Genomic DNA, 25,689 nt, shown 5'->3' with positions numbered 1-25,689 from the left:
ATGAGTGACCAAAACGAGTACAGCGCCGGACAGATTCAGGTCCTCGAAGGCCTGGAAGCAGTCCGGAAGCGGCCGGCGATGTACATCGGTTCTACCGACTCCCGCGGCCTCCACCATCTCGTCTACGAGGTCGTCGACAACGCTATCGACGAAGCGCTCGCGGGGTACTGTGACTCCATCGAGGTGACGCTCCACGAGGACGGCTCCGTGAGCGTGCACGACGACGGGCGCGGCATCCCCATCGACACCCACGAGGAGTACGACCGCCCCGCGGTCGAAGTCATTCTCACCGTCCTCCACGCGGGCGGGAAGTTCGACAGTAAGTCTTACCAGGTCTCCGGCGGCCTGCACGGCGTCGGCGTCTCCGTCGTGAACGCGCTCTCGGAGCGTCTCGCCGTGGTCGTCGAACGGGACGGCGCGCGCTGGCAGGAGAAGTTCGAGCGCGGCGAACCCGTCACCGACCTCGAACAGCTCGACGACATCCCCGAGGACCAGACGGGGACCCTCATTCGGTTCCGGCCTGACGAGGACATCTTCGAGACGACGGAGTTCGAGTTCTCCACGCTGGAGAGCCGGCTCCGCGAACTCGCGTTCCTCAACAGCGGCGTCGAAATCACGCTCACCGACGAGCGAACCGACGAGGCGCGCGAAACCTCGTTCGAGTACGAGGGCGGCATTCGAGAGTTCGTCCGCTACCTCAACGAGACCCGTGACGCGCTCCACGACGATGTCATCTACCTGGAGAGCGAAGCGGAGGGCGTGCAGGTCGAGATCGCGATGCAGGCGACCGACGACCTCCAGTCCTCCACGCACGCGTTCGCGAACAACATCAACACTCGCGAGGGCGGCACGCACCTCACGGGCTTCAAGACCGCGCTCACCCGCGTGGTGAACGACTACGCGAGCAGCGAAGGCTTGCTCTCCGAGCTCGACGGCGAGAACCTCAAGGGCGAGGACATCCGCGAGGGCCTCACCGCCGTCATCTCCGTGAAGCACCCGGACCCCCAGTTCGAGGGACAGACGAAGACGAAACTCGGGAACTCAGAAGTCAGGGGAATCGTCGAATCCGCGGTTCACGAGGGCGTGAACACGTACTTCGAGGAGAACCCGGACACCGCCCGCGCCGTCATCCAGAAGGCCGTCGAGGCCGCGAAGGCGCGGAAGGCCGCGAAGAAAGCCGAAGAACTCACGCGCCGGAAGAGCGCGCTGGAGTCGAGCGCGCTCCCCGGGAAGCTCGCGGACTGCCAGACGAAAGACCCGAAGGACGCTGAACTGTTCATCGTGGAAGGCGACTCAGCCGGGGGGTGTTTCACCGGTGATACTGAAATAGCGCTCGCGTCCGGCCGGTCGATAACGTTCGAGGAACTCGTCAAGGAACGAGAAGCGGGGAAGTCCCACTACTGTTATACCGTCAAAAATGACGGGAGTATCGGCCTCGAGCGGGTCGAGAGCCCGCGCGTCACGAAGGAAGACGCCCAGCTAGTCGAGGTTACATTGGACAATGGCGAGACGATCAGATGTACCCCTGACCACGAGTTCATGCTCAGGGACGGGAGCTACTGCGAGGCTCAGGACCTCGACGACGGACAGTCACTAATGCCGCTCTACCGGAGGCTCTCGGACACCTCGGAGGAGGGAATCACCATCGACGGGTACGAGATGGTTCGACAACCGAACACCCGTGATTTCTGGGAGTTCACTCACCTGCTCGCGGACAGGTACAACCTCGAACGCGGCGAGTACGAGGCCGAGGATGGGGACCACAAACACCACGTGGACTTCGACAAGCGGAACAACCGCCCCGACAACGTGGAACGGCTCCCGAAGGGCGAGCACCTCGAACTCCACAGGGAGCACGCCGAGAAGACGCTTCATACGGAGGAAGTCCGAGAAAAACTCCGGGAGCTCAGGCAATCCGACGAGTTCCGGGAGAAGATGAGCGAGCGGATGCAGGAGGACGACACGGTCGAGATCCTGCGAGAACAGGCGAAAGAACAGTGGGCTGACGAGGAGTACGCGGAGTTCATGCGTGAGGCGTGGTGGGAGTACTACGAGTCGAATCCCGAGTACAGGCAACGCGTTCGTGAGCGCCTCACGAGGGAAGCACGGAAGTACTGGTCGGACGAGGAACACCGCGAGGAGCAGTCGGAGCGGGTCGAAACGTACTTCGAGGAGAACCCGGAAGCAGCCGAAGAGCTGAGCCGACTCGCGGAGGAACAGTGGGACGACGAAGAACTCCGCGAGTGGCGCAGTGAGAAGACGAAAGAACAGTGGACGGACGAGTTCAGGGAGCAGCGAATGGAATCGTACAACCAGACGTACTACGAGAATACGATTCCGTTCATGCGGACGGTTCTCGAAGAAGAGGGTGATTTAGAGAACTACGACGAACGACGGCGAGAGAAGGGCGATCCGAACGTCCTGACGAAGGACACGACCATCGAGAAGTTCTTCGAGGACGAACCGGCCCTCGTCGAAGCGGTGGAGAGCCACAACCATACCGTCGAGTCTGTCGAGTTCCTCGACGACACCGCGGATGTCTACGACATTGAGGTTCCGGGAACGCACAATTTCGCACTCGAATCGGGCGTGTTCGTCCACAACAGCGCGAAACAGGCCCGGAACCCCGAGTTCCAGGCCGTACTCCCCATCAAGGGGAAGATATTGAACGTCGAGAAACACCGTCTCGACCGCATCCTCGAGAACGAGGAAGTACGCGCGCTCATCACCGCTGCGGGCACCGGCATCGGCGAGGAGTTCGACATCGACGACCTCCGGTACGACAAAATCCTGCTCGCGACGGACGCGGACGTGGACGGCGCGCACATCCGCACGCTCCTCCTCACGTTCTTCTACCGGCACATGCGGCCGCTGCTGGAGGGCGGGCACGTGTACGCGATTCAGCCGCCGCTCTACCGGGTCAGGTATCGCGGCGAGACGTACGACGCGATGACGGAGGAGGAACGCGAGCGCATCATCGAGGAGAAGTGTAACGGGAATCCGACGCAGGTCCAGCGGTTCAAGGGCCTCGGGGAGATGAACCCCCAGCAGCTCTGGGACACGTCGATGGACCCGGAGAACCGGATTCTGAAGCAGTTCACGGTCGAGGACGCGGCGCAGGCGGACAAGATGTTCTCGGTGTTGATGGGTGACGCCGTCGAACCCCGCAAGCGGTTCATTCAGGAGCACGCGACCGACGCGGAGTGGGTGGACATATGAGTTCGGACGCACCCGACGCTCCCGACGACGTGGCGGACCGCGTGAAGAACGTGCGGGTCGAGGACGAGATGGAGCAGTCCTACATCGACTACGCGATGAGCGTCATCGCGGGTCGCGCGCTCCCGGACGTCCGCGACGGCCTGAAGCCCGTGCACCGCCGTATCCTGTACGCGATGCACGAGGCCGGCGTCACGAGTAATTCCGGCCATCGGAAGAGTTCGAGCGTCGTCGGGGAGACGATGGGTGACTACCACCCGCACGGCGACTCCGCTATCTACGACACGCTCGTGCGGATGGCGCAGGACTTCTCGATGCGCTATCCGCTCGTCGATGGTCAAGGAAACTTCGGGAGTATCGACGGTGACCCCGCGGCGGCGATGCGGTACACGGAGTCCCGGATGGCGCCCATCGCCGAGGAACTCCTGGCGGACCTGGAGAAGGACACGGTCGACTTTCAGTCGAACTACGACGACCGCACCACGGAACCGACGGTGCTCCCCGCGGCGTTCCCGAACCTCCTCGTGAACGGCAGTTCGGGTATCGCTGTCGGGATGAGCACTAATATTCCGCCGCACAACCTCGGGGAGGTCGTCGACGCGACCATCGCGCTCATCGAGGACGACTCCCTCTCGAACCTCGACCTGATGGAGCACGTGAAGGGCCCGGACTTCCCGACCGGCGCGAACATTGTCGGGCGGAACACCATCAAGGAGGCGTACACGACGGGCCGCGGCCGCCTCCGCGTGCGCGCCGAGTACGAAATCGAGGAGGGCGAGCGCGGCGACAGCATCGTCATCACGGAAGTTCCCTTCCAGCAGAACAAGAGCCGGCTCGTCGAGCGCATCGCGGACGACGTAACCGACGGCAGCCTCGAAGGCGTGCGCGACCTCCGCGACGAATCGGACCGGAACGGCGTGCGCGTCGTCATCGAACTGAAGTCGAACGCGAACACGGACATCGTGGAGAACCGCCTCCTCGAATCCCACCTCGAACGCACGTTCGGCGTCATCAACCTCGCGCTCGTGGACGGCGAGCCGAAGGTGCTCACGTTGAAGGAGATGCTCGCGGAGTACCTCAGCCACCGCCGGGAGGTCGTGCGCCGCCGGAGTGAACACGACCTCGCGGAGGCCGAGGACCGCGCGCATATCCTCGAAGGCCGCCTGAAAGCGCTCGACAACGCCGAGGACGTGGTCGAGACCATCCGGAACGCCGAAGACCGCGATGCCGCCCGTGAGGCACTCGAAGCCCAGTTCGAGTTCTCCGAGGAGCAGTCCGCGCACATCGTCCGGATGCAGCTCGGGAGCCTCACGTCGATGGAGGCCGCGGAAATCGAGGAGGAGTACGAGGACGTGCAGGCCGAAATCGAACGCCTCGAAACTATCCTCGGCTCGCAGGAGGAACTCGATTCGGTCATCGTCGAGGAACTCCGCGACATCAAGGAGGAGTACGCGGACGACCGCCGTACCTCCATCATCGAGGACGCGGGGACGGTGACGGACGAGGACCTCATTCCGCGCGAGGACGTGGTCGTCGTCCTCAGCGAGGAGGACTACATCAAGCGCGTCCCCACGGACACGTTCAGCAGCCAGCATCGGGGCGGGAAGGGCGTCATCGGCGCCGACCTGAAGGAGGGCGATAGGGTGTCGACGGTGTTCACCGCGAACACCCACGACTACCTCCTGTGCTTCACGAACCAGGGCCAGGTCTACCAGTTGAAGACCTACGAGATACCCGAGATGAGCCGCACGGCCCGCGGGAAGTCCGCCGTGAACCTCCTCGACCTCGACGATGGCGAGGAACTCACCGCCGTCGTCAACACCGACGACTTCGAGGAGGAAGAGGAGTTCCTCACGATGGTCACGCGGAACGGCAAAGTGAAGCGCACCCCCGCCGGCGAGTACGAGGACGTGCTCTCCACGGGAATCATCGGCATCCGCCTCGAACACGGCGACGAACTCGTGGACGTGGAGGTCACGGACGGCGACAGCGACCTCGTCATCGCGAGCGCGCACGGCATGGCGATTCGGTTCGACGAGTCCGAAGCGCGCTCGACCGGCCGCGCCACGAAGGGCGTGAACGGTATCAAACTCCGGGAGGGAGACACCGTCGCCGGATTGGTCGCGACGCACGAGGGCGACGACCGCGCCTTGTTCACCGTCACCGAGAACGGCTACGGGAAACGCACGCCGCTCACGGAGTACCGGCCGCAGTCCCGGTACGGCTACGGTCTCACGGACATCAAGACCGAGGAACGCAACGGGAACGTCGTCACCGTCAAAGCGGTCACCGACGACGACCACCTCATCGCCATGAGCCAGAGCGGCCAAATCCTCCGCAGCGTCGCCGGCGAAGTCTCCACCGTTGGCCGGAACACCAAGGGCGTGAAAATCATGGACCTCGACGACGGCGACCACGTCGCCTCCGTCGACGTCTACACGCCCAGCGAAGACGACGAGTAACTCCCGCGACTCTTTTCCAGCGGCCTACGGTATTTCCGACGTTCACGAATCCCCGGCGGTTCCACGGCTACCACCCAAGCAATCATCGTTCGGCGGACAAATAGGGTGGTATGAGTGACGCACACGACGCGTTGTGGCTCCTGACCGAGGGCGTCCGACTCGGCGGTATCGTCCTGACCGGCTTTCTGCTCGCCCACGTGCTCGATGTCGGTGTCGGCGCACTCGGGCTTGAACTACTCTACGGAATCGAAGCCACGCTCGTCGCCGTACTCGAATACACCACCCTACTCACCGCCCTCCTCTACGCGATTTCCAGGGGAGTCACCGAAACCGCCATCACCAGCCGTAACGACGACTGACACGCACGAACCCCTACACTCCACGAACTCCTCCAATCACGGCCTCCCGCAATCTACCCCAGAATGAATGTATAGGTGGGCGTGGCGGTCGGCGTGCGCCACGGTCGCGGTGTGGTCGCGGCGGTACACCGAGTCGAACCGAGCGCGCCGGCGGCGCGCTCGGCGTTTTTTGGTCCAGATTTTTTGGCCGAGCGGTGCGCCGGAGGCGCACCAGAGGCGAAAAAAGGTGGGTGTTTAGAGCGCGTCCCAGGCTTTGATGGCGCGGGTGGGGCTGGTGATTTTGGCGATCCAGCGGGCGGCGGCGCCTTTCTTCAGCATCTTGGCGGGGAGGCCGTTGAAGGTGCGGATGGGGGCGTCGATGCCGTAGACGGTGACTTCGTGGGCGATGGCGGTGTCGCCGATGCTGATGAGGGTGCCTTCGTCGTGGTACGTCCAGGTTTCGAGGGGGTGGTCGTCGATGGCGTTCGCGACGTTTTTCGCGGCGACTTCTGCGGCTTGCCAGGCGGCGAGCGCGGTGGGGGGTGCGGGGTTCTCGCCGGGCTGCTCTATGATGGCGGAGTCGCCGATGGCGAACACGCGGTCGTCGCTGGTCTGGAAGTCCTGGCCGGTGTTGAGGCGGTTGTGTTCGTTCTCCAGGCTGGTGTCGTCGAGGGCGTCGCGGCCGGTGATGCCGCCGGTCCAGACGAACACGTCGTAGTCGAGGCTGTCGCGTTCGTCGAAGTGAATTTCGTCTTCGTCGGCGGACGTGATGGGGTCGTCGGTGAGGATGTTCACGTCGGCTTCTTCGAGGTGGTGGCGGAGCGCGCCCTGGACTTCGGCGTCGCCCGGCGGGAAGATTTCGGGGAGGGCTTCGACGAGGTAGACTTCGACGGGCGCGTTGTGTTTGTCGCGGAACTCGGCGACTTCGCCGGCGCTCTGGATGCCGGAGAGGCCCGCGCCGCCGATGACGACCTTCGCGGGGTCCTCGCGGGTCGCTTCGCGCGCGGCGTCCTTCACGTGTTCGTGGATGTCGAGCGCGTCGTCGAGGCTCTTCAGGGTGAGCGCGTTCTCCGCCATCCCCTCGATGCCGTAGTACGCGGTCTGAGAGCCGAGCGCGACGAGCACGTAGTCGTACGCCACGTCGTCCGCGCCGTCGAGTTCGACGACCCGGTCGTCCGTGTCGAGGCCGGTGACTTCGGCCTGCACGAACTGCGTGCCCGGCGACTTGATGTCCGTGACGGGGATCGTGATTTTCTCCCGGACGGCGGGGTCGCGGATGCAGCGGTGGGCCTCGTGGAGCACGAGGTGGTAGTCGGTGTCGGAGATCCAGACGAGGTCGGCGTCGTCCCCGAGGCGGTCTTCGAACTCGGGGATCGCGCCGGCGCCGGCGTACCCGGCACCGAGAACTGCGACGGTGGGTGACATATTCGGGAATCCGGCATCCACCGATACAAAGCCTTTGGATTAGTGCCCTCCGCGTGACGACCCCTACTCGCAGGCCGCCAGTGTGAACAGGGACGCACCGCTCGTGTCGTAGCCGGCCTCGTTCAGGGCGTCCGCGGCCGTGTCCGCCGAGTCGGTGTCGAAGTAGATCGTCCAGTACGTGTCGCCGGCCGCTTCTGCGCGATACGCCGCGACGGCGTTCGAGAACGCCTCACTGGGTGGGGTAGCGTCGCTCTGCGTCGGAACCTGGGCTTTGACCGTCGCGTCACAGAGCGGTTCGCCGCAGTACTCGAAGGACGCGATTGACCGCAGGGAGAGCCCGGACTCCGATACAGCAGTCCGGACCGTGTCCCGGGCCGCGGATACGACGACGTTGTACGTGCCGGTCGCCGGGACCGGACGGAACGCGACGTAGTCGCCGTCGATGACGTTTCGAACCCGGGTTTCCGACTCCGCACTCACGACGACATCAACGACCGTCCGGCACGCGGTCGTGGTGTCGGTCCCCGGCGGAGTGGTGGACTCGGCCGTCTCGTCCGTTCCGTCCGCGGATGCGTTCGGGGAGTCAGTACAGCCGGCGAGCGCGCCCGTGGTGAGGACGCCAGCGACGGCGAGTGCGCGACGACGAGTGACGTACTCGGCCATGTACCGGGTGACTGTCGGCTGTTCAGAAAATACCGTCGGTCACCGAGCGGCCGTCTCCGGCATGTCAATGCGTCAGTGGTCGGGCGTCTCCGCGGGGGCTTCCATCGACTCGATTTTGAGGATGAGAACGTTGTTCGTGTCGTCCACGCCGTCCACGGTGCCCTCGATGACGAGTTTGGAGAGCGGGGTCGGGCCGACGATGACGCGGTCGCCCTCGTGGAACTCGCGGAGGCTGCCGCGCATGTGGATTTCGGCCCGGCAGAGGTCGGGGTGATGGACGCTCGAGAGGTCGATCTCCTGGACGTTCGCGTCGTCTACGGGCTCGCCCTCGTGCGTGACGGGGACTTCGGCGGCGCTCTCTATCTCCTGCACGTCGAGCGCGTTATACGCGTTCGACGTGGGCTTGTAGCCGCCCTTCGGACCGGGAACGCCCTCCACGAGCTGGAGGGCTTTCAGGGACTGCATCTGGTTCCGGATGGTCCCCGGGTTCCGGTTTACCTCCTCGGCGATAGCCTCTCCCTTGATGGCTTCCTCGTGTTCCGAGTAGAGGTTCACGAGCGCCGTGAGGATCGTTTTCTGGCTGGGTGTCAACTCGATGCTCGACATAGCAACTGTTTCGCACAGGCAGCGCATAAAACCCGCGACCCACGTACGTCCAGAAATCGACGGGCTTTATCCGCCCGGTCGGGTGGCTTCGCGTATGCAGGGAAAGCGGGTTCTCGTGACGGGTGGCGCGGGGTTCATCGGGTCGAACCTCGCGAACCGCCTCGCCGGGGACAACGACGTGGTTGCGCTCGACAACGAGTACCTCGGAACGCCGGAGAACCTCGACGACGAGGTCGAGTACGTCGAGGCGGACGTGCTGGACGACGACCTCCCGACCGACGTGGATGTCGTGTTCTTCCTCGCCGCGCTCTCCTCGCGCCAGATGCTCGAGGAGAACCCCCGCGAGGGTGCCCGCGTGAACATCGAGGGCTTCGTGAACACCGTAGAGCAGGCGCGCGACGACGGCTGCGAGACGTTCGTCTACGCCTCCACGTCCTCGATTTACGGCAGCCAGCAGGAGCCGTGTCCGGAGGACATGGAGATTGAGGCGTCGACGGGCTACGACGCGTCCATGCTCGGTCGGGAGCGCTACGCCGAGTACTTCTCGAACTTCCACGACCTCACGCTCGCCGGCATGCGCTTTTTCTCCGTCTACCAGGGCTACGGCGGGAACGAGGCGCACAAGGGCGAGTACGCGAACACCATCAGCCAGTTCGCCGACCAGATAGCGAGCGGCGAGGCACCCGTCCTCTGGGGCGACGGCAGCCAGACCCGGGACTTCACGCACGTCAGCGACATCGTGCGCGGCCTCGAACTCGCCGCCGACAACGAACTCGACGGCGTCTACAACCTCGGCACCGGCGACGCGTACTCGTTCAACGAGATGGTGGAGCTGATTAACGACGCGCTCGGCACCGATGTCGAACCCGAGTACGAACCCGTCCCAATCGAGAACTACGTCTATCACACGAAGGCCGACCCCTCGAAGTTCAAGGAAGCCACGGGCTGGGAGCCTGAAGTGGACTTCACCGAGGGCGTGGAGCTGGTGTGCGAGCCGTACAAGAACGACTAAACCCGCGCCCGGCGTTTTTTGCCGCATGACGCGTTCAGTTCGCATCATCGGCGCGCCCTCCGACTACGGCGCGAACCGACGCGGCGTCGACATGGGACCGTCCGCCATCCGGTACGCGGGCCTCGCGGACCAGATCGGGGCGACCGGCGCGAGCACGACCGACGCCGGCGACCTCGCGGTGCCGCGCGCGGAGGAACGCGACCCCGACCGGGAACGCCCGCCCGCTGGCCGCGCGAAGTTCCTCCACGAGACCCGGGAGGTCGCTGAGGAACTCGCGGACGAGGTCGCCGCGGCTATCGATGACGGCGACCTCCCGCTCGCGCTCGGCGGCGACCACTCCATCGCCATCGGCAGCCTCGTCGGGAGCGCGCGCGACGCCGACATCGGCGCCATCTGGTTCGACGCGCACGGCGACTTCAACACGCCCGAGACCAGTCCGTCCGGGAACGTCCACGGAATGCCGCTCGCGGCCGCCTTGGGGAAGGACGGGTTCGCCGACACGGAGTGGGCGAACGCAACCGGCCTGCGCGAGGAGAACGTCGCACTCGTCGGCCTGCGGTCGCTCGACGCGGACGAACGCGCTGACATTCGCGACAGCGAGATGACGGCGTTCACGATGAGCGACATCGACGAGCGCGGCCTGCTCACAGTCGTGAACGAAGCCATCGACATCGCCAGTCGCGGCGTGGACGGCGTGCACGTCAGCCTCGACCTCGACTGGCTCGACCCGAACGAGGCGCCCGGCGTCGGGACGCCCGTCCGCGGCGGCGTCACCTATCGGGAGGCGCACGCGGCGCTCGAACGACTCGCCGAACGCGACCACGACGACGGCCTTCTGCGAAGCCTCGAACTCGTGGAAGTGAACCCGATTCTGGACGAACGCAACCGAACGGCGGAGATGGCGGCCGAACTCGCTGCGAGCGCGCTCGGGAAACGAATCCTCTAGGCAGGCCGTCACGCGCTTGCGCTAAGCGCAGTCCCTATACTCGTCTATCCCGTCTCTCGACGTATGACACGCGTGAGTGTGATCGGCTGCGGGAACATGGGTGGGGCGTTCGTCCGCGGACTCGCACGGACGGACGGCTACCACGTCACGGCTATCGACCTCGACGAGGACGCGCTCGCCGAGGTCGAGCCGTTCGCGGCCGAGACGACCACCGACGTCGCGGCGGCCCGGGACGCGGACATCGTGGTTATCGCGGTAAAGCCCGATATCGTCCCGCACGTCCTCGACGACCTCGACCTCCGCGCGGGCCAGACGCTCGTCACGCTCGCCGCGGGCGTCTCCCGCGGGTTCGTGGACGCGCGCACCGACGCCGACGTGGTGCGGGTGATGCCGAACCTCGCGGCCGCCAGCCGCGACATGGCCGCGGCGGTCACCGAGACTGGCGTGACCGACGAGGTTCGCGACATCCTGGACGCACTCGGGGAGTACGTGGAGGTGCCCGAGGAACTGATGGATACCGCGACGGCGGTGAACGGAAGCGGCCCGGCGTTCGCGTTCTACCTCATCGAGGCCGTGAAGGACGCGGGCGTTGACGGCGGCCTCGACCCCGAGCAGGCCGAGGTGCTGGCGGCGCAGACGTTCAAGGGCGCGGCGGAGACCGTGCTGCGGGACGACCGGAGCGTCGCCGAACTCATCGACGCCGTCTGCTCGCCGAACGGCACCACCATCGAGGGAATGGAAGTCCTGTGGGACAGCGACGCCGACGCCGCCGTCCGGAAGGCGGTCGAAGCGGCCGAGGAGCGCTCGCGGGAACTCGCCGACGACTACGATGAGTGAGGAACAAACCGTCGCGCGCGTCAGCCCCGAGGACGTGGAGCGGGCGCGCGACCGGGCGGCGAGTGCTGCGCGCGTCGTCGTGAAGGCGGGGACGAACTCGCTCACGGACGAGAACTCGCGGCTCGACCGCGAGAAACTCGACAAGCTCGTGGACGACATCGTCGACCTCCGCGAACGCGGGACGGACGTGCTTCTGGTGTCCTCGGGCGCGGTCGGCGCGGGAATCGGCCGAATCGAGGCCATCGAGGACACCGACCGGGAGAGTCACACGCTGGAGGAGAGTCAGGCGCTCTCGACGGTCGGCCAGAGCCACCTGATGCGTCACTACACGCAGAGCTTCGAGCGCTACGACCAGAAGATAGCCCAGCTCCTCCTCACCGAGCACGACCTCTCGAACCCCGAGCGGTTCACGAACGTCCGGAACACCGTCGACACGCTGCTCGACTGGGGCGTCGTCCCAATCATCAACGAGAACGACGCGGTCGCCACGGAGGAAATCCGCATCGGCGACAACGACATGCTCTCCTCGTCGGTCGCTATCGGCGTCGGCGTCGACCTCCTCGTCACACTGACGGACGTGGACGGCGTGTACACGGGGAACCCGAAGCGGGACCCGGCCGCCCACCGCATCGAGGCGGTCGGCGAGAACTACGCCGACGTGCAGGCACTCATCGAGGAGACGGCGACCGGGTCGTTCGGCGGCATCCTGACGAAGGTCGAGCGGGCGCGCGCCGCCGCCGAACACGGCATCCCCGCGGTCATCGCGGGGTCCGCGACGCCGAACGTTCTCGACAGAATCGCCACTGGGAAGCCCACGGGCACCGTATTCGTCCCCATCGAGAACGATGACTGAGAGCACACGCGAGAAGGTGGACGCGGCGGAGCGCGCGGCGCTCGACCTCGCGAACGTTTCGGAGGCCGAGCGGAACGACGCCCTCTACGACATCGCGGACGCGCTCCGCGAGCGCACCGACGAGATACTGGACGCGAACGAAACCGACGTGGACGCGGCCGAGGCGGCGCACGAGCGCGGCGAGTACTCCGCGGCGCTCGTCGACCGCCTCCGCCTCGACGAGTCCAAGGTCGACGACATCGCGGGCATGGTGGAGTCCGTCGCCGGACAGGACGACCCGCTCGGTCGCACGCTCTCCGCGCGCGAACTCGACGACGGCCTCGACCTCTACAAGGTTTCAGTTCCTATCGGGGTCGTCGCCACTGTCTTCGAGTCGCGGCCGGACGCGCTCGTCCAGATCGCGGCGCTCGCCCTCAAATCCGGGAACGCCGTCATCCTGAAGGGCGGGAGCGAGGCGAGCGAGTCGAACCGCGTCCTCTACGACATCATCACCGAGATTGCGGACGACGTGTCGCCGGGCTGGGCGCAGCTCATCGAGGCCCGCGAGGACGTGGACCGCCTCCTCGACATGGACGACAGCGTCGACCTCGTGATGCCGCGCGGCTCCTCCGAGTTCGTCTCCTACATCCAGGACAACACGCAGATTCCCGTGCTCGGCCACACCGAGGGCGTCTGTCACGTGTTCGTGGACGACGACGCCGACCTCGACATGGCCGCGGACGTGGCGTTCGACGCGAAAGTCCAGTACCCCGCGGTGTGTAACGCCGTCGAGACCCTGCTCGTCCACGGCGATGTCGCGTCCGAGTTCCTGCCCGGGATGGTCGAACGCTACCGCGAGGCGGGTGTGACGCTCCGCGGCGACGAACAGACCCGCGAACTCGTGGATATCGACCCCGTGACGGAGGACGACTGGGACAGCGAGTACGGCGACCTCGAACTCGCTGTTAAGGTCGTGGAGGACGTGTACGACGCCGTCGACCACGTGAACACGCACGGGTCGAAACACACCGAATCCATCCTCACGGAGAACGCAGAGCACGCCGCGGTGTTCATGCAGGGCATCGACGCGGCGAGCGTCTTCCACAACGCCTCCACGCGGTTCGCGGACGGCTACCGGTACGGCCTCGGCGCGGAAGTCGGTATCAGCACCGGGAAGACGCACGCCCGCGGCCCCGTCGGGCTGGACGGCCTGACGACCTACAAGTACTACCTGGAGGGCGACGGCCACCTCGTCGCCACCTACTCCGGCGAGAACGCCCGGCCGTTCACGCACGAGGCGTTCGACGGCGAGTGGACGCCCGGTCGCGGCCGGTAGCGACACAACCCCTATACGGTGCGTTCCCGAACCGGCGGGTATGGACCGTCGCCCCGCTCTCCAACTGAGTGACGACGAAGTCGACGCGTTCCTCCGCGAGCACGGCGTCGGCGTGCTCTCGCTCGCCGACGGCGGCGACGCCTACGGCCTCCCGATATCCTACGGCTACGACGGCGGCGACCGCATCATCTGCTTGCAGTTCGCGGACGCCCCGTGGAGCCGGAAGCGCGACTTCGTGAGGACCACGCGCACGGCGTCCTTCACGGTGTTCGAGATGACGGAGAGACTGGAGGCGACGAGCGTCGTCGCGCAGGGCCCGCTCTCACCTGTCGAGAACGAAGAAGAGCCTCGGGCGTTCAACGCGCTCGCCGACAACGCCGTATTCACCGCGCTCGACGAGGCCGGCGTCCCAATCGAGGAAGCCGACCTCCGCCTGTTCTGGCTGGAACCGGAGACGCTCACCGGCCGCCGCTTCGACCCGTTCGCCACCGAGTAGGGCTCAGTCTCCCCGGGCGACGGCGGCGTTCGTGTACCGCGTCCAGAGCGCGAGGAGGCTGGGGAGGACGAGGACGCTCGCGAGGAACGCGTACGCGATGGCGACGCTCGTCACGAACCCGAAGCGCTGGAGGGACGGGACGAGCGCGAGCACGAGCACGCCGAACCCGGCGACGGTGGTGGCCGCGCTAGCGAGGAGCGCGCCACCCGTTCCCGTGAGCGTTCGGGAGAGCGCGTCCGCGGCGTTCGTGCCGTCGTACTCGTCCACAAATCGCTCGCCGATGTGGATGGCGTAGTCCACGCCGATGCCGATGCCGATGGCCGCGATGATGGCGGTCTCGGTGGTGTATGGAATGCCGGCGAGGTACATCGTGCCGAACAGCCACGCCTGCGCGGCGACGACGGGCGCGAGCACGACCGCGCCGAGCGTGAGGGAGCGATAGCGCGTCCAGAAGATGACAGTGAGGAACGCGAGGATGACGCCCGCGGTGATGAGGAAGCCCTCGACGAGCGTCCCGAGCACGCTCTGCTGGACGACGTAGTTCACGATGGGCTGACCGGTGGCGATTGTCGAGACGCCGCTCTCGGATTCCACGACGGCGGCGACCCCGCGCAGGTCGCTCGCGACGGTCTCGGGTTCGGCGCTTCCGGAGACGGAGACGGCGACGCGGAGCGCGCGGTACTCGCCGCTCTCGATGACGGCGGCCGCGTCGTCGGGCGCGGCGGCGTAGACGGCGTCGTAGACGGCGGCGAGGTTCCGGTCGGGAACGCCGTCGCCGTCGGTGTCCGCGTCCGCGACGACGGTGGCGACGGTGTCGTTGCGGGCGGCGACGGCGTCGATGGTTTCGAGCGGGCCGGTCGCGGCGAGGCTGCCGTCCGCGAGCGTTATCGTGGAACTGGCGTTCCGGAGGTCGGCGCGGCCCGCCGCGAGCGCGTCGAGCGTCCCCGGCCTTGTCACGTCCCCCCGTAAGAGCAGGATGGCTGTGGACTGTTCGCGGTCTTGGACGAACGTGTCCTGGAGGTACTCGGCGTTCTCGACGAGGCTGTAGTCGCTCGGCTGGAACGCTCCGGGTAAGGAGTCCATCCAGTCGGGCGAGTCGCGGGGGAGGAAGTCGGTCTGGTCGGTGGAGGTGTCGATGTCGGTGACGACCGCGCCGCCGGCGACGGTGAGGACGAGCGCGACGACGAGAATCGCGCGCGGGGAGCGTCGGGCGGCGGTCGCGCCGACGCCGAGCAGGCGGCCCGCGAGTCCGCCGCGTCCGAACGGGGACGCGCGGCGGTCGAGGCTGACGCGGGCGAGGAGGTCGTCGAGTTCGAGTTTGAGCGCGGGGAGGAGCAGTGCGAACACGAGGAAGGCGGCGGCGATGCCGGCCGCGCTCACGACGCCGAAGTCCCGAATCGACCCGATGGGGCTGACGGCGTTCGAGAGGAAGCCGACGGCGGTAGTGAACGTCGCCGCGCCGATGGCGACGACGACGCCGGCGAGGCCGCGCCGCATCGCCTCGCGGCGGGAGCGCGAGGGGTCGTCAGCGCGCGCTTCCCGGTAGCGCATCACGACGTGGAGGGCGTAGTCGATGGAGAGGCCGACGAGGAGGAACGGGACGGCGATGAGTATCTGGGTGAGGCCGATGCCCGCCCAGCCCATGAATCCGAACATCCAGACGAGCGTGAGCGCGACGCCGAGCAGGCCGTACAGCACGTCCGCGATATCGCGGTACGCGAGTCCGAGGACGACGATGATGAGGAGGAAGGCGACTGGCGAGATGATGGCGAAGCTCTCGCCGGTGGCCTGCGTGCTCTCCTCGCTCACGATGCCCGCGCCGAACACGAAGCTCTCGCCGGGGAGCGCGTCGGCGGCGATGGATTTGAGGTCGAGTTGGGCGGCGGCGACGGATTCGGGGAGGCTGTCGCCCGTCGCGCCGGTGGTGTCCTGGAAGACGTAGACGACGCGCGCGTCGGCGGTCGTCGCGCCCGGCGTGTAGTCGGTCGGGAGGAGCGAGTAGGGGTCGGTTCCGGGGAGCGAGGCGTCGGGGTCGAGCACGCGCGCGACAGTGTCCTCGACTTCGCTCTCGGTCATCCCCGATAGCTGGGTGAGTTGCGCGTCGAGCGAGGGCGTGCCGGAGGCGTTCGCGCCGTCCTCGGCGTGGATGGCGGCGGTCGCGACGACGGACGCGAGGTCGACGAACGCCCGGTCTTCGCGGAGGGTGTCGTTCACGCTCGCGGTGGCGCGCGCCTCCCGTTGGAAGCGGAGGCTGGCGAGCAGGCTCTCCTTCGAGAGGGCGTTCTCGTCTCGGACGACGACCTGGACGGCGGTCGTGTTCTCGCCGTCGGTCTGGAAGTTCTCACGGGCGTAGTCGTACGCGTCGGCCTCCGGGGAGTCGCTGGTGAACCCCGCGATTGTGAGGCCGCCGTCGACGTTCGCCGCGCCCGCGCCGACCGCGAGCGTGGCGACGAGGAGGACGGCGACCACGACCTTGCTGTGGGTCGTGACGAGTTCCGCGAACCGGTCTGCCGGTGACATACGCCAGCCTACACCCAGGAAGAACATAAATATTGTACTATCATACAATATCTATCGATCCGGGAGCGCGGTACTGAAGAACCCGCCCGGCGAACACTCGCCACCTGCCGCGAGACACCATGAGCACACGAGACGCAGTCGCCGCCCTGAAACGCCTCGGCCTCCCGAACTACCAGGCGCGCGTGTTCGTCGCCCTCCAGGAACTCGGCACGGCCACCGCCCAGGAGGTGAGCGACGCGTCCGACGTGCCGCGCTCGCAGGTGTACGGCGCGGCCGACGCCCTCGTCGACCGCGGCCTCGCGGAACTCGTGGAGTCCTCCCCGAAACAGTACCGCGCGGTGAGCCTCGACGCCGCCCGCACCCAACTCACGGAACGCCTCGAACGCGAGCGCGACGAGGCCTTCGACCACCTCGAAGACCTCCGCGCCACCGCCACTGACCGCGAGACGACCGGCGCGGTCGCCACCCTCCGCGGCCGCCAACCCATCAACGACCGCATCGCCGACCTCATAGCGGACGCCGCGGAGAGCGTGTTCCTCGTCGCGCCCGCCGAACGCTCCATCACCGACAGCATCGAGGCCGCGCTCCGTGACCAGGCCGCCGACGGCCTCGCGGTCACCGTGTTGAGCGCGGAACCGAGTGCGCTCGAGCGGTTCGCGGACGCCCCGATTCGCGTGCTCGTGATGGACGACGACCACCCCGCGGACTTCGCGGGGCGCGCGCTGATGGTGGACGACGAAACCGTCCTGCTCGCCGCCGCCACCGACGGCGGGAGCGGCGAGGAGGCGATGTGGACCGAACACAGCAGTATCGGCCGCATCCTCGCACGGTTCATGCAGTCCGGCGTGGACTCCGGAATGAATCGAACCTAAGTCGTGTTCGCCCCTTGCCGAACTGTTATTCCCGCGAAGGCCCGACTGCGGACATGAAGCTCTCCGTCGTCGATCTCTCACCGGTCCCGCGCGGCGGCACCGCGACCGACGCGTACGCGAACACCGTCGAAGCCGCCCAGCAGGCAGAACAACTCGGGTTCGAGCGGTTCTGGGTCGCCGAACACCACGGGCGCGCCGACCGCCTCGCCGGCACGACGCCCGAAGTCCTTCTCGGCCATCTCGCCGCCCATACGGATACCATCCGTCTCGGCTCGGGCGCCGTGCTCCTCAACCATTACAGTCCGTTCAAGGTCGCAGAACAGTTCGGCGCCATCGACGCGCTCGCCCCCGGCCGCGTCGACATCGGTCTCGGGCGCGCGAACGGGTCGCCGGCCGCGGACCGCGCGCTCGGCACCGAACGACACGTCGAGAACCCCGACAGCGACCACCGCGAGAAGATCGAGGCCGTCCTGAACCACCTCTACGACGACTACCCGGCCGGCCACGCGTACGCCGACCTCCAGGTGCCGCGCTCGGGCGCACGACCCCCGGAGCCGTGGGTGCTCGGCTCCAGCACCGCGAGCGCGACAATCGCGGGCGAACTCGGTCTCCCCTTCTGCTTCGCGTCGTTCATCCGCCCCCAGTGGGCGCCCGACGCTCTCGACGCGTACCGCGAGAACTTCGAGCCCTCGTCGCTCGCCGCCGGCGTCGACAGCCCCCGCTCCATGGTCGCCGTGAACGCCGTCGCCGCCGACACGAACGAGGACGCCGCCCGCCTGCGCGCGGTGTCGATGGCCGCCCGAAAGCGTCTCCGCCGCGGCGACCTCACGACCACGCCGACCGTCCCCGACGCCATCGACGAACTCGGCGGCCTCCCCGACCCGACCCCCGAGACGCTCCCCGAGGGCGAGTGGCCGCGCGCGCTCGCCGGCACGCCCGACCGCCTCGAATCCGTCTTCTCCCAGCTCGAAGAACGCCTCGGCGTCGAAGAAATCATGATTCAACACACCGTCCCCGACCACGAGACAGGAATGCGCTCGCACGAACTCCTCGCCGACCTGCTCTGACGCGCTACCCCTTGCCGACCATGTCGTCCTCGTCGTCCCACTCGCGCTCTCTGAGTTCGTACTTCTGAATCTTCCCGGTCGCCGTCATCGGAATGGATTCCACGAACTCCACCTCCCGCACCGCCTTGTAGTCCGCGAGGCGCTCTCTGGTGTGCTCCGTCAACGCCTCCGCGGTGACGCCGGGCGACTCGGGCGTGCCGTTCGCGGGGACGACGAACGCCTTCGGTGTCTCCCCCCACTTCTCCGAGGGCGACGGAATCACCGCCACCTCGCCCACCGCGTCGTGCCCGAACAGCGTGTCCTCCAGTTCCACCGAGGAGATGTTCTCGCCGCCCGAGATGATGATGTCCTTCTTCCGGTCCTTGATGGAGATGAGGCCGTTCTCGTCCACCGTCGCGAGGTCGCCCGTGTGGAAGAACCCCTCCAATCGACCGCTGAACGCCTCCTCGGTCTGTTCGGGCTTGTTCCAGTAGCGCTCCATCACCTGGTTTCCGGCGACGACGACCTCGCCGATGGTGCTGTCGTCCCGCGGCACGCGCTCGCCGTTCTCGTCCACGACGCGGAGGTCCGTCGCGAGCGGCGCGACGCCCTGGCGCTGCTGGGCGGCGTAGCGCTCCCCGCCCGACTCGGGCAGGAGGCGTTCGGCGTCCGACGTGGCGATGAGCGGGCCGGTCTCGGTCGCGCCGTAGAGCTGGAGGAACTCCCAGCCGAACTCCTCCTGGACGGCGCGAATCGTCGCGGTCGGCGGCGCGCTCCCCGCCGCAGTCACGCGAATCGGGTTCGCGCCCGTGAAGTCGGGGTCGTTCTCCTCAGCGTACTCCTGGAGGAGCGTGAGCACGGTCGGCGCGCAGCAGAGGAAGGACACGTCCTCCGTCCCGATGGCGTCGAACACCGTCTCGGCGTCCACGCCGCGCGTGCAGACGTGCGTCGCGCCCCGACCCGTGATAGCGTAGATGTGCCCCCAGCCGTTGACGTGGAACATCGGGAGCGTCCACAGGTAGGTGTCGTCGTCGCTGAGGTGGTGGTGAATCGTCGCCAGCTGCGCGTGCAGGGACTCCGTACGATGCGTGCGGCAGACGCCCTTCGGGTCGCCCGTCGTGCCCGACGTGTAGTTGATGGTCGCGAGGTCGTCCTCGTGCATCTCGGGACGCTCGTAGTCGTCGGGATGGCCGAGGAACTCCTCGAAGTCGAGCCAGTCGCCCTCGACCGAGTCGGGGTCGTTCGTCACGAACACCTCGGCGGGCACGTCGTCGCGCACGGCCTCCACGTTCTCCGCGTACTCGTAATCCGCGAACACCACGTCCGCGCCCGAATCAGTGAGGAGGTACTCGTAGTCGTCGGGCGTGAGCCGGTAGTTCAGCGGGACGTGAATCGCGCCGGCGCTCATCGCGCCGTAGGCGGCTTCGAGGTGGTAGTGCGTGTTCGGGTCGACGACGGCGACCCGGTCGCCAGGCGTGATGCCGCGCGCCTGAAGCGCGGCGGCGAACGCGTCGACGCGCTCGCCGAACTCCCCGTACGTGAACCGGCTCCCGTCCGCGCCGACGACGCCCTCACAGTCGCCGTAGTAGTCGCGTGCGCGGTCGAGGAAGTCGGTCACGAGTAACTGTTTCTTCATTCGTGAAGGATTCGACAGGCGGTAGCGAGGTAAGGCCACCAGTTCCGGCAAAAATACGGGGCTACTGCGGCGTCTCGGGGGCGTCCGCCACGGCGACGTACGCGTCGTCCCGGAGACCGTGCTGAACGCCGACCGCCGCGACCCGTTCCGCGCGGTCCGTGAGGGCGCGCACCGCGTCCGCAGCGCGAACGAGCCGGTACTCCGCGTCAGCCACCTCGAACAGCCGACGGTCGAAGTCGTCGAGGTCGTCGCGGAGGCCCTCCGTGGCCGCGAGCGCGTCGTGCGCGGCGTCCACGCCGTCGTCCCCGAGCACGCTCCGCGTCGCATCGTCCACCGCCTCGCGCGCCGTTCCCGCGAGCGCGGCGACCTCCGCGGTCGCCGCGTCCTCGGGGTTCACGTCGCCCGCGACCGCCGCGAGGCGGTTCGCGTCGGCCGCGACCCCCGCCAGTTCCCGCGCGGTCGTCCGGAGTTCCGCCAGCCGCGGCCGCGCCACTCCGAGCGCGTCCACCTCGTCCAACCGCGAGAGCGCGCGCGAGAAGTGGCGCTCGACCATCGAACTCAACCGATTCGCCTGACTCGTCCGGTCGTCGAACGCGGCCTCGTGACCGTCCGTCAGCGCGTTCGCGGCGTCCCGCTGCACGCTCCGCGCGACGAACGCCAGCTGGCGGACCGACTGGGTCACCGACACTTCCGACGGGTCGAGCACGTACCGCAACTGCACGCCGCCCTCGCCCTCCTCGACGACACTCAATCCGGGGAGTCCGCGGACCGCGCGGTCGAGCGCGCGGCGCTGGCCCGTGGACAGCCCACCGGACGCGTCAGCGTCGAGCGTTATCGTCCGATACCCCGCGGTGTAGGCCGCTCGCACGACCGTCGCGATGCGGTCCTCGCCGACCGCGGGAAGCGTGACGTGGCTCGTGTCGTCGTCCGCGCTCGCGTCCGGCTGGAGGACGAGCACGCCGTCGAGGTGCGCGTGCAGGTCGACGGAGTCGCCGGCCGCGAGACCGGCCGCATCCGCCCACTCCCGGGGGAGCGAGACCGTGAGCGTGCCGCCGCCGACCGACTGGACTTTCCGGGACTCCATCAGTAGATGAGTTCGGGGTCGTTCTCGGTCATGTAGAGCGTGCGCGCCGCGACGTTCACGGCGTGGTCGCCGATGCGTTCGAGGTCTCGGACGGTGAGCAGAACGCGGGACACGTCGTCCAGCAGGCTCTCGACCGTCCACGCGTCCGCGTCGGCCTCGCGCTCGATGAGGTCGCGGACAACGGTCTCGCTCGCTCGCGCGCACAGCGCGTCGATTTCGTCGTCGGCCTCGGCGATGGCGCGACACGCCGCCGGGTCGGTGTCGACGTACGCGTCGAGCGCTCGCTTCACGAGGTCGCGCGCCCGCTCCCCGATGGTGGTGAGGTCCTCGGTCGGAACGCCCGGGTCCGACCCGGCGAGCGAGTACTCCGCGAGGTTCACGGCGAGGTCGGCGACCCGTTCGAGGTCGGTGAGTATCTTGAAGGACGCGACGACGAACCGGAGGTCGCCCGCGACGGGCTGCTGGAGCGCGATGAGGTCGATGCAGTCGTCTTCCAGCGCGAGGTAGCGCTCGTTCACCTCGTCGTCGCCCGCGATGACCTCGCGCGCCAGGTTGTCGTCCGCGTCGCCCGCGAGACACGCCAGGCCGTCGTCGAGACGGCCGAGCACGAGGTCGCCCATCGCCCGCACGTCCCGCCGGAGGTCGTCGAGGTCCGCCTGGTAGTTCTCCCGAGTCATCCGAATTTCCCGCTGATGTAGTCTTCGACACGCTGGCTTTCGGGGTTCTCGAAGATTTGGTCGGTGTCGCCGTACTCGACGAGTTCGCCGCCGGTGAGGAAGACCGCCGTCTGGTCGCTGATACGCGCCGCCTGCTGCATGTTGTGGGTGACGATGACGACCGTGTACTGTTCGGAGAGCTCGTCGATGAGGTCTTCGATTTTCGCCGTCGCAATCGGGTCGAGGGCGCTCGCGGGCTCGTCCATCAGAATGACTTCCGGGTCTGTCGCCAGCGTCCGCGCGATGCAGAGGCGTTGTTGTTGGCCGCCGGAGAGGCCGAGCGCGTTGTCGTCGAGGCGGTCGTTCACCTCGTCCCAGAGCGCCGCCTGCCGGAGCGCGCGCTCCACCAGCTCCTCCTCCGCGTCCTCGTCGCTCCGCCCGGTGAGGCGGGAGAACAGGCCGGTGTTGATGTCGCCGTGTTTGCGCGGGCCGTAGCTGACGTTGTCCCGAATCGATTTCGGGAAGGGATTGGGTTGTTGGAACACCATCCCCACTCGCTTGCGGAGTTCGACCAGATTGATGCCGTCCTGGTAGATTTCCTCGCCGTCGAGTTCGACCGACCCGTCGATGTCAGCGACCTTGATGCGGTCGTTCATCCGGTTCAGACAGCGGAGGAACGTCGACTTCCCACACCCCGACGGCCCGATAAGCGCCGTCACAGATTCCTCCGGGATGTCGATGGAGATGTTCTTGAGCGCGTGGTCGCTCCCGTAGTGGACGTCGAGGTCCTCGACGGCGAGCTTGGTCGCGCCGTCGAAACGGTGGTTGCGCCACTCTTCCTGTACTGCTTCGGTGGTTTCGCCGCTCGTTGTTTCGAGGGGCTGGTCGGCCGTGGACTGTGTAGTTTCGCTCATGCGTTGATTTTCCGCCGGAAGTACTGTCGCGTCGCGATGCCGATGGCGTAGAAGCCGAGAACGACGATGAGGAGGATGAGCGCGGTCGCCCACTTGAACGCGTCAGCGTCCCCGACGTTGCTGGAGGCGCCGACGCCCGCGGCGATGAGCGCCCAGAGCTGGTAGGGGAGCGCGCTGGTCGCCTGCAGGAGTTCGGGGTTGGTGACAAAGGGCGGCGTCGCCTGGAACGCGAACCCGCCGATGACGTCGACGGTCTGGCCGCCGGGAATGAACGTCCCGCCCGCCATCGTCAACAGCAGGGGCGCGGTCTCGCCGGCGATGCGGCCGACGCCGAGGATGACGCCGGTGACGATGCCCGGGATGGATGCGGGGATGACGACGCTCTTGATGGTCTGCCACTGGGAGACGCCGAGCGCGGCGCTCGCGTCCCGGTACTCGTCCGGCACGGCGAGCATCGCCTCCCGGCTCGTGATGAGCACCAGCGGGAGGAGCATGAACCCGAGCGTGAGCATCCCAGCGAGCAGGCTCTTGTTCCCGCCGAATCTCGGGACGAGGAACGCGAACCCGAACAGGCCGAACACGATGCTGGGCGTGCTCCACAGGCCGTTCGTCGCGATTTCCACCACCTGGGTGAACCGGCCGCGTTCCGCGTACTCGGTGAGGAAGACAGCGGCGCCGACGCCGAGCGGTATCGCGAACACGGAGGCCCCGACCACCAGCCAGACCGTGCCGACGATGGCGGGGAGGACGCCGTTGATGTCGTTCAGGAGTCCGACGCCGTTCATCGCGAACGGGAGGTAGAACGGCCAGTCGAAGCTGAAGACGAAGCCGGGCGCGACGTCGATGAACGGCAGGTGGAGGAAGAAGGCGATGGTGGTCGTCGGCCCGACGCCGAGTCCGACCTCGAACCCGCGCGTGAGTCCGGGGAAGCCCTTGAACGCGGTGAACGCCACGAGGCCGAACAGCACGGCGATGATGGAGAGAGCGTTCAGGTAGATGAGGAGGTAGGCGCCGGCGTGCCGGCCGCGCGCCCCGAACCCGCCGTAGGCCTTCGCGGACGCCCAGCCGGAGACCAACGCGCAGAACAGCGTCAGTCCGGGTATCACGACCGCCGCGGTGAACGAGGCCTTCTGCTCCCACTGGAGGTTCCACGCCCACGAGGCGTCGATGACGCCGAGCAGGAAGACGACGCCCGCGAAGATGGTTATCGCGCCCGCGGGGAGCGTCGACCCGATGTCCTCCCGGGTGAGCGTGGTGACGGCGAACGCGACGACGCCGACCCCAACCGCGACGAGCAACCAGCCGGCGGTACCGAGTCCGAACGTCTGCGAGGCGACGAGCCCGCCCGTGACGAACCAGATGGCGGTGAACGCGATGCCGGCGATGAGGCCGGCGCTCGGCCGCGGCTGGGTCTCGACGTAGCCGAGCCGGGAACCGACGCCGAACGCGATAACGGCGACGCCGAGCGCGACGAGCAGGCCGCCGAGCACGACGAGCACGTCGATACCGAGAACGGTGTCGGTGAGGCTGACGACGCCGAACATCGCGGCCGCGGCGGTCGCGAACACGACCGCGGCGATGCCGACCGCGAGCGCGGCGACGGCGTCCGTGCGGGAGGTGTCGCCCGCGACGAGCGCCGTTCGGGATTCGGCCGCCATCAGGCGTCACCCCCGAGCTTGTGCCGCATCCGCGCCTCGATGTACTGCGAGACGACGGAGATGGCGAGCACGGTCACGAAGAGGATGACGCCCGCGACGAACAGCGCGTCCATCTGGAGGCCGTCCGCCTCCCCGTAGTTCCGCGCGATGAGCGACGTGAGCGTCTCCTGTCCGTAGAAGACGTTGTAGAGCGGGTCGGTGAGCCGGGGGACGCCGCGCAGCATCACGGTCGCCGCCATCGTCTCGCCGATGGCGCGCCCGACGCCGAGCAGGACGGCCGCCGACACACCCGAAATCGCCGCGGGGAGCGTGATGCTCGTCATGGTCTGCCAGTCGGTCGTGCCGATGGCGAGCGACCCGGACTTCATCGACTCCGGCACCGCCGCGAGCGCGTCCTCGGCGACGGAGACGACCGTGGGGAGCGCCATCAGGCCGACGACGATGCCGACGAAGAGGTATGTTCCCTGTCCGAGGATGTCGAACTTATCGGACGCCCACGGCCCGAGGAGCGTGAACCCGATGAAGCCGTACACGATGGACGGGATGCCGGCGAGGATTTCCACGCCGGGCTTCACGGTCTCGCGGACGGCCGGCGGCGCTATCTCGGAGAGAAAGAGCGCCGCGGCGACGCCGAGCGGGCCGGCGACCATCGTCGCTATCACCGTGACCATCACGGTCCCGTGAATCATCGGCACCATCGAGTACCGAATCGGCGGCGACACCGCGTCCCAGTTCGGCTGGACGAACAACCGGAGGCCGGGGACGCTCACGCCGAACACGGTCGCGCTCTCGTACCGAATCACCGGAATCGACTCGGCGAAGATGAACACGATGATGAGCAGCAGTATCAGTATCGTCGAGACGGTCATCGTGAACGTCAGCGCGCGCGCCGTGAGCCCCTGGTGGAACACCCAGCCGTACGCCGCGCTCAGGAGGAACACGACGAACGGCACCGCCGTCAACGAGGAGACGAGGAGGAACCCGACGAGCGCGCCGAGCAACGAAACGGTCATGACACCGACGACGGCCAGCGCGACGGGGTCGGTGTCCGCGACGAACTCCCGACTCCGCCGGAGCGCGCGAGACACCGCCACCGGGACGGCCGCCGCACGGTCTTGTAATGATGACATCAAT

The 25,689-nt window shown here is 67.3% G+C and carries 21 protein-coding genes; 11 read left to right on the top strand and 10 right to left on the bottom strand.

What is annotated here, in order from left to right; all coding sequences use genetic code 11:
- The 3 genes from gyrB (at position 1) to U3A55_RS08970 (ending at position 6,037) form a co-directional block, all read left to right on the top strand.
- A complete protein-coding gene (gyrB, locus tag U3A55_RS08980; RefSeq protein WP_330991164.1) occupies positions 1–3,219 on the top strand; it encodes a DNA topoisomerase (ATP-hydrolyzing) subunit B in 3,219 nt (1,072 codons plus the stop codon).
- Entirely contained in the window at positions 3,216–5,678 is a 2,463-nt protein-coding gene (gyrA, locus tag U3A55_RS08975) for a DNA gyrase subunit A (protein WP_330991163.1), read from the top strand. The genes gyrB and gyrA overlap by 4 nt, the downstream gene beginning before the upstream one ends.
- A 110-nt stretch (positions 5,679–5,788) precedes the next feature.
- Positions 5,789–6,037: a hypothetical protein gene (locus U3A55_RS08970; protein ID WP_330991162.1), complete on the top strand. Its 249-nt coding sequence runs from the start codon at positions 5,789–5,791 to the stop codon at positions 6,035–6,037.
- Positions 6,038–6,271: 234 nt separating this feature from the next.
- Here U3A55_RS08970 and U3A55_RS08965 read toward each other — a convergent pair whose 3' ends face one another.
- The 3 genes from U3A55_RS08965 to U3A55_RS08955 all read right to left on the bottom strand — a co-directional run bounded on the left by U3A55_RS08965 (position 6,272) and on the right by U3A55_RS08955 (position 8,710).
- Complete coding sequence (locus tag U3A55_RS08965) at positions 6,272–7,441, bottom strand: NAD(P)/FAD-dependent oxidoreductase (RefSeq protein WP_330991161.1); 1,170 nt, start codon at positions 7,439–7,441, stop codon at positions 6,272–6,274.
- A gap of 63 nt (positions 7,442–7,504) precedes the next feature.
- Positions 7,505–8,104 carry a hypothetical protein gene (locus U3A55_RS08960; protein ID WP_330991160.1) on the bottom strand — a complete coding sequence of 200 codons (600 nt, stop codon included), beginning with the start codon at positions 8,102–8,104 and terminating at the stop codon, positions 7,505–7,507.
- Between the two features lie 72 nt (positions 8,105–8,176).
- On the bottom strand, positions 8,177–8,710 hold the full coding sequence (locus U3A55_RS08955) for an Rrf2 family transcriptional regulator (protein WP_330991159.1): 534 nt from the start codon (positions 8,708–8,710) through the stop codon (positions 8,177–8,179).
- 94 nt (positions 8,711–8,804) lie between these two features.
- Here U3A55_RS08955 and U3A55_RS08950 point away from each other — a divergent pair, with 94 nt between their 5' ends.
- The 6 genes from U3A55_RS08950 to U3A55_RS08925 all read left to right on the top strand — a co-directional run bounded on the left by U3A55_RS08950 (position 8,805) and on the right by U3A55_RS08925 (position 14,169).
- Entirely contained in the window at positions 8,805–9,722 is a 918-nt protein-coding gene (locus tag U3A55_RS08950) for an NAD-dependent epimerase/dehydratase family protein (protein WP_330991158.1), read from the top strand.
- Between the two features lie 25 nt (positions 9,723–9,747).
- A complete protein-coding gene (rocF, locus tag U3A55_RS08945; RefSeq protein ID WP_330991157.1) occupies positions 9,748–10,668 on the top strand; it encodes an arginase in 921 nt (306 codons plus the stop codon).
- Positions 10,669–10,731: 63 nt separating this feature from the next.
- Complete coding sequence (gene proC, locus U3A55_RS08940; protein WP_330991156.1) at positions 10,732–11,505, top strand: pyrroline-5-carboxylate reductase; 774 nt, start codon at positions 10,732–10,734, stop codon at positions 11,503–11,505.
- Positions 11,498–12,358: a glutamate 5-kinase gene (proB, locus tag U3A55_RS08935; RefSeq protein WP_330991155.1), complete on the top strand. Its 861-nt coding sequence runs from the start codon at positions 11,498–11,500 to the stop codon at positions 12,356–12,358. Before proC ends, proB begins: the two co-directional genes overlap by 8 nt.
- Positions 12,351–13,673 carry a glutamate-5-semialdehyde dehydrogenase gene (locus U3A55_RS08930; protein ID WP_330991154.1) on the top strand — a complete coding sequence of 441 codons (1,323 nt, stop codon included), beginning with the start codon at positions 12,351–12,353 and terminating at the stop codon, positions 13,671–13,673. Before proB ends, U3A55_RS08930 begins: the two co-directional genes overlap by 8 nt.
- Before the next feature lie 40 nt (positions 13,674–13,713).
- Positions 13,714–14,169 carry a pyridoxamine 5'-phosphate oxidase family protein gene (locus U3A55_RS08925; RefSeq protein ID WP_330991153.1) on the top strand — a complete coding sequence of 152 codons (456 nt, stop codon included), beginning with the start codon at positions 13,714–13,716 and terminating at the stop codon, positions 14,167–14,169.
- Positions 14,170–14,172: 3 nt separating this feature from the next.
- On the opposite strand, the gene U3A55_RS08920 is transcribed toward U3A55_RS08925, so the two are convergent.
- Positions 14,173–16,689: an efflux RND transporter permease subunit gene (locus U3A55_RS08920; protein WP_330991151.1), complete on the bottom strand. Its 2,517-nt coding sequence runs from the start codon at positions 16,687–16,689 to the stop codon at positions 14,173–14,175.
- Between the two features lie 119 nt (positions 16,690–16,808).
- Here U3A55_RS08920 and U3A55_RS08915 point away from each other — a divergent pair, with 119 nt between their 5' ends.
- Together U3A55_RS08915 and U3A55_RS08910 are read left to right on the top strand one after the other, a co-directional pair.
- Positions 16,809–17,561 carry a TrmB family transcriptional regulator gene (locus tag U3A55_RS08915; RefSeq protein WP_330991150.1) on the top strand — a complete coding sequence of 251 codons (753 nt, stop codon included), beginning with the start codon at positions 16,809–16,811 and terminating at the stop codon, positions 17,559–17,561.
- A 53-nt stretch (positions 17,562–17,614) separates the two neighbouring features.
- Complete coding sequence (locus U3A55_RS08910; RefSeq protein ID WP_330991149.1) at positions 17,615–18,628, top strand: LLM class flavin-dependent oxidoreductase; 1,014 nt, start codon at positions 17,615–17,617, stop codon at positions 18,626–18,628.
- Between the two features lie 4 nt (positions 18,629–18,632).
- On the opposite strand, the gene U3A55_RS08905 is transcribed toward U3A55_RS08910, so the two are convergent.
- The 6 genes from U3A55_RS08905 to pstC form a co-directional block, all read right to left on the bottom strand.
- The gene (locus U3A55_RS08905) at positions 18,633–20,243 is read right to left on the bottom strand and encodes a long-chain-fatty-acid--CoA ligase (protein WP_330991148.1); all 1,611 of its coding nucleotides are present in this window, start codon (positions 20,241–20,243) and stop codon (positions 18,633–18,635) included.
- Positions 20,244–20,304: 61 nt separating this feature from the next.
- Complete coding sequence (locus U3A55_RS08900; RefSeq protein ID WP_330991147.1) at positions 20,305–21,327, bottom strand: AbrB/MazE/SpoVT family DNA-binding domain-containing protein; 1,023 nt, start codon at positions 21,325–21,327, stop codon at positions 20,305–20,307.
- Positions 21,327–22,004 (bottom strand): phosphate signaling complex protein PhoU, encoded by a 678-nt coding sequence (phoU, locus tag U3A55_RS08895; RefSeq protein WP_330991146.1) that lies wholly within the window; start codon positions 22,002–22,004, stop codon positions 21,327–21,329. The genes U3A55_RS08900 and phoU overlap by 1 nt, the downstream gene beginning before the upstream one ends.
- Positions 22,001–22,897 carry a phosphate ABC transporter ATP-binding protein PstB gene (gene pstB / locus U3A55_RS08890; protein WP_330991145.1) on the bottom strand — a complete coding sequence of 299 codons (897 nt, stop codon included), beginning with the start codon at positions 22,895–22,897 and terminating at the stop codon, positions 22,001–22,003. The genes phoU and pstB overlap by 4 nt, the downstream gene beginning before the upstream one ends.
- Positions 22,894–24,555: a phosphate ABC transporter permease PstA gene (gene pstA, locus U3A55_RS08885; RefSeq protein ID WP_330991144.1), complete on the bottom strand. Its 1,662-nt coding sequence runs from the start codon at positions 24,553–24,555 to the stop codon at positions 22,894–22,896. Before pstA ends, pstB begins: the two co-directional genes overlap by 4 nt.
- Positions 24,555–25,685 carry a phosphate ABC transporter permease subunit PstC gene (pstC, locus tag U3A55_RS08880; protein ID WP_330991143.1) on the bottom strand — a complete coding sequence of 377 codons (1,131 nt, stop codon included), beginning with the start codon at positions 25,683–25,685 and terminating at the stop codon, positions 24,555–24,557. The genes pstA and pstC overlap by 1 nt, the downstream gene beginning before the upstream one ends.
- Positions 25,686–25,689: the final 4 nt, after the last annotated feature.

The organism is Salarchaeum sp. III, assembly GCF_036418315.1.
GTDB lineage: Archaea > Halobacteriota > Halobacteria > Halobacteriales > Halobacteriaceae > Salarchaeum.
This window is presented reverse-complemented; position numbering and strand designations above follow the sequence as displayed.

Excerpts from the sequence above, each read along its gene's own strand:
- gyrB (WP_330991164.1), top strand. The coding sequence starts at position 1 with ATGAGTGACCAAAACGAGTACAGCGCCGGACAGATTCAGGTCCTCGAA.
- gyrA (WP_330991163.1), top strand. The coding sequence starts at position 3,216 with ATGAGTTCGGACGCACCCGACGCTCCCGACGACGTGGCGGACCGCGTG.
- U3A55_RS08970 (WP_330991162.1), top strand. The coding sequence starts at position 5,789 with ATGAGTGACGCACACGACGCGTTGTGGCTCCTGACCGAGGGCGTCCGA.
- U3A55_RS08965 (WP_330991161.1), bottom strand. The coding sequence starts at position 7,441 with ATGTCACCCACCGTCGCAGTTCTCGGTGCCGGGTACGCCGGCGCCGGC.
- U3A55_RS08960 (WP_330991160.1), bottom strand. The coding sequence starts at position 8,104 with ATGGCCGAGTACGTCACTCGTCGTCGCGCACTCGCCGTCGCTGGCGTC.
- U3A55_RS08955 (WP_330991159.1), bottom strand. The coding sequence starts at position 8,710 with ATGTCGAGCATCGAGTTGACACCCAGCCAGAAAACGATCCTCACGGCG.
- U3A55_RS08950 (WP_330991158.1), top strand. The coding sequence starts at position 8,805 with ATGCAGGGAAAGCGGGTTCTCGTGACGGGTGGCGCGGGGTTCATCGGG.
- rocF (WP_330991157.1), top strand. The coding sequence starts at position 9,748 with ATGACGCGTTCAGTTCGCATCATCGGCGCGCCCTCCGACTACGGCGCG.
- proC (WP_330991156.1), top strand. The coding sequence starts at position 10,732 with ATGACACGCGTGAGTGTGATCGGCTGCGGGAACATGGGTGGGGCGTTC.
- proB (WP_330991155.1), top strand. The coding sequence starts at position 11,498 with ATGAGTGAGGAACAAACCGTCGCGCGCGTCAGCCCCGAGGACGTGGAG.
- U3A55_RS08930 (WP_330991154.1), top strand. The coding sequence starts at position 12,351 with ATGACTGAGAGCACACGCGAGAAGGTGGACGCGGCGGAGCGCGCGGCG.
- U3A55_RS08925 (WP_330991153.1), top strand. The coding sequence starts at position 13,714 with ATGGACCGTCGCCCCGCTCTCCAACTGAGTGACGACGAAGTCGACGCG.
- U3A55_RS08920 (WP_330991151.1), bottom strand. The coding sequence starts at position 16,689 with ATGTCACCGGCAGACCGGTTCGCGGAACTCGTCACGACCCACAGCAAG.
- U3A55_RS08915 (WP_330991150.1), top strand. The coding sequence starts at position 16,809 with ATGAGCACACGAGACGCAGTCGCCGCCCTGAAACGCCTCGGCCTCCCG.
- U3A55_RS08910 (WP_330991149.1), top strand. The coding sequence starts at position 17,615 with ATGAAGCTCTCCGTCGTCGATCTCTCACCGGTCCCGCGCGGCGGCACC.
- U3A55_RS08905 (WP_330991148.1), bottom strand. The coding sequence starts at position 20,243 with ATGAAGAAACAGTTACTCGTGACCGACTTCCTCGACCGCGCACGCGAC.
- U3A55_RS08900 (WP_330991147.1), bottom strand. The coding sequence starts at position 21,327 with ATGGAGTCCCGGAAAGTCCAGTCGGTCGGCGGCGGCACGCTCACGGTC.
- phoU (WP_330991146.1), bottom strand. The coding sequence starts at position 22,004 with ATGACTCGGGAGAACTACCAGGCGGACCTCGACGACCTCCGGCGGGAC.
- pstB (WP_330991145.1), bottom strand. The coding sequence starts at position 22,897 with ATGAGCGAAACTACACAGTCCACGGCCGACCAGCCCCTCGAAACAACG.
- pstA (WP_330991144.1), bottom strand. The coding sequence starts at position 24,555 with ATGGCGGCCGAATCCCGAACGGCGCTCGTCGCGGGCGACACCTCCCGC.
- pstC (WP_330991143.1), bottom strand. The coding sequence starts at position 25,685 with ATGTCATCATTACAAGACCGTGCGGCGGCCGTCCCGGTGGCGGTGTCT.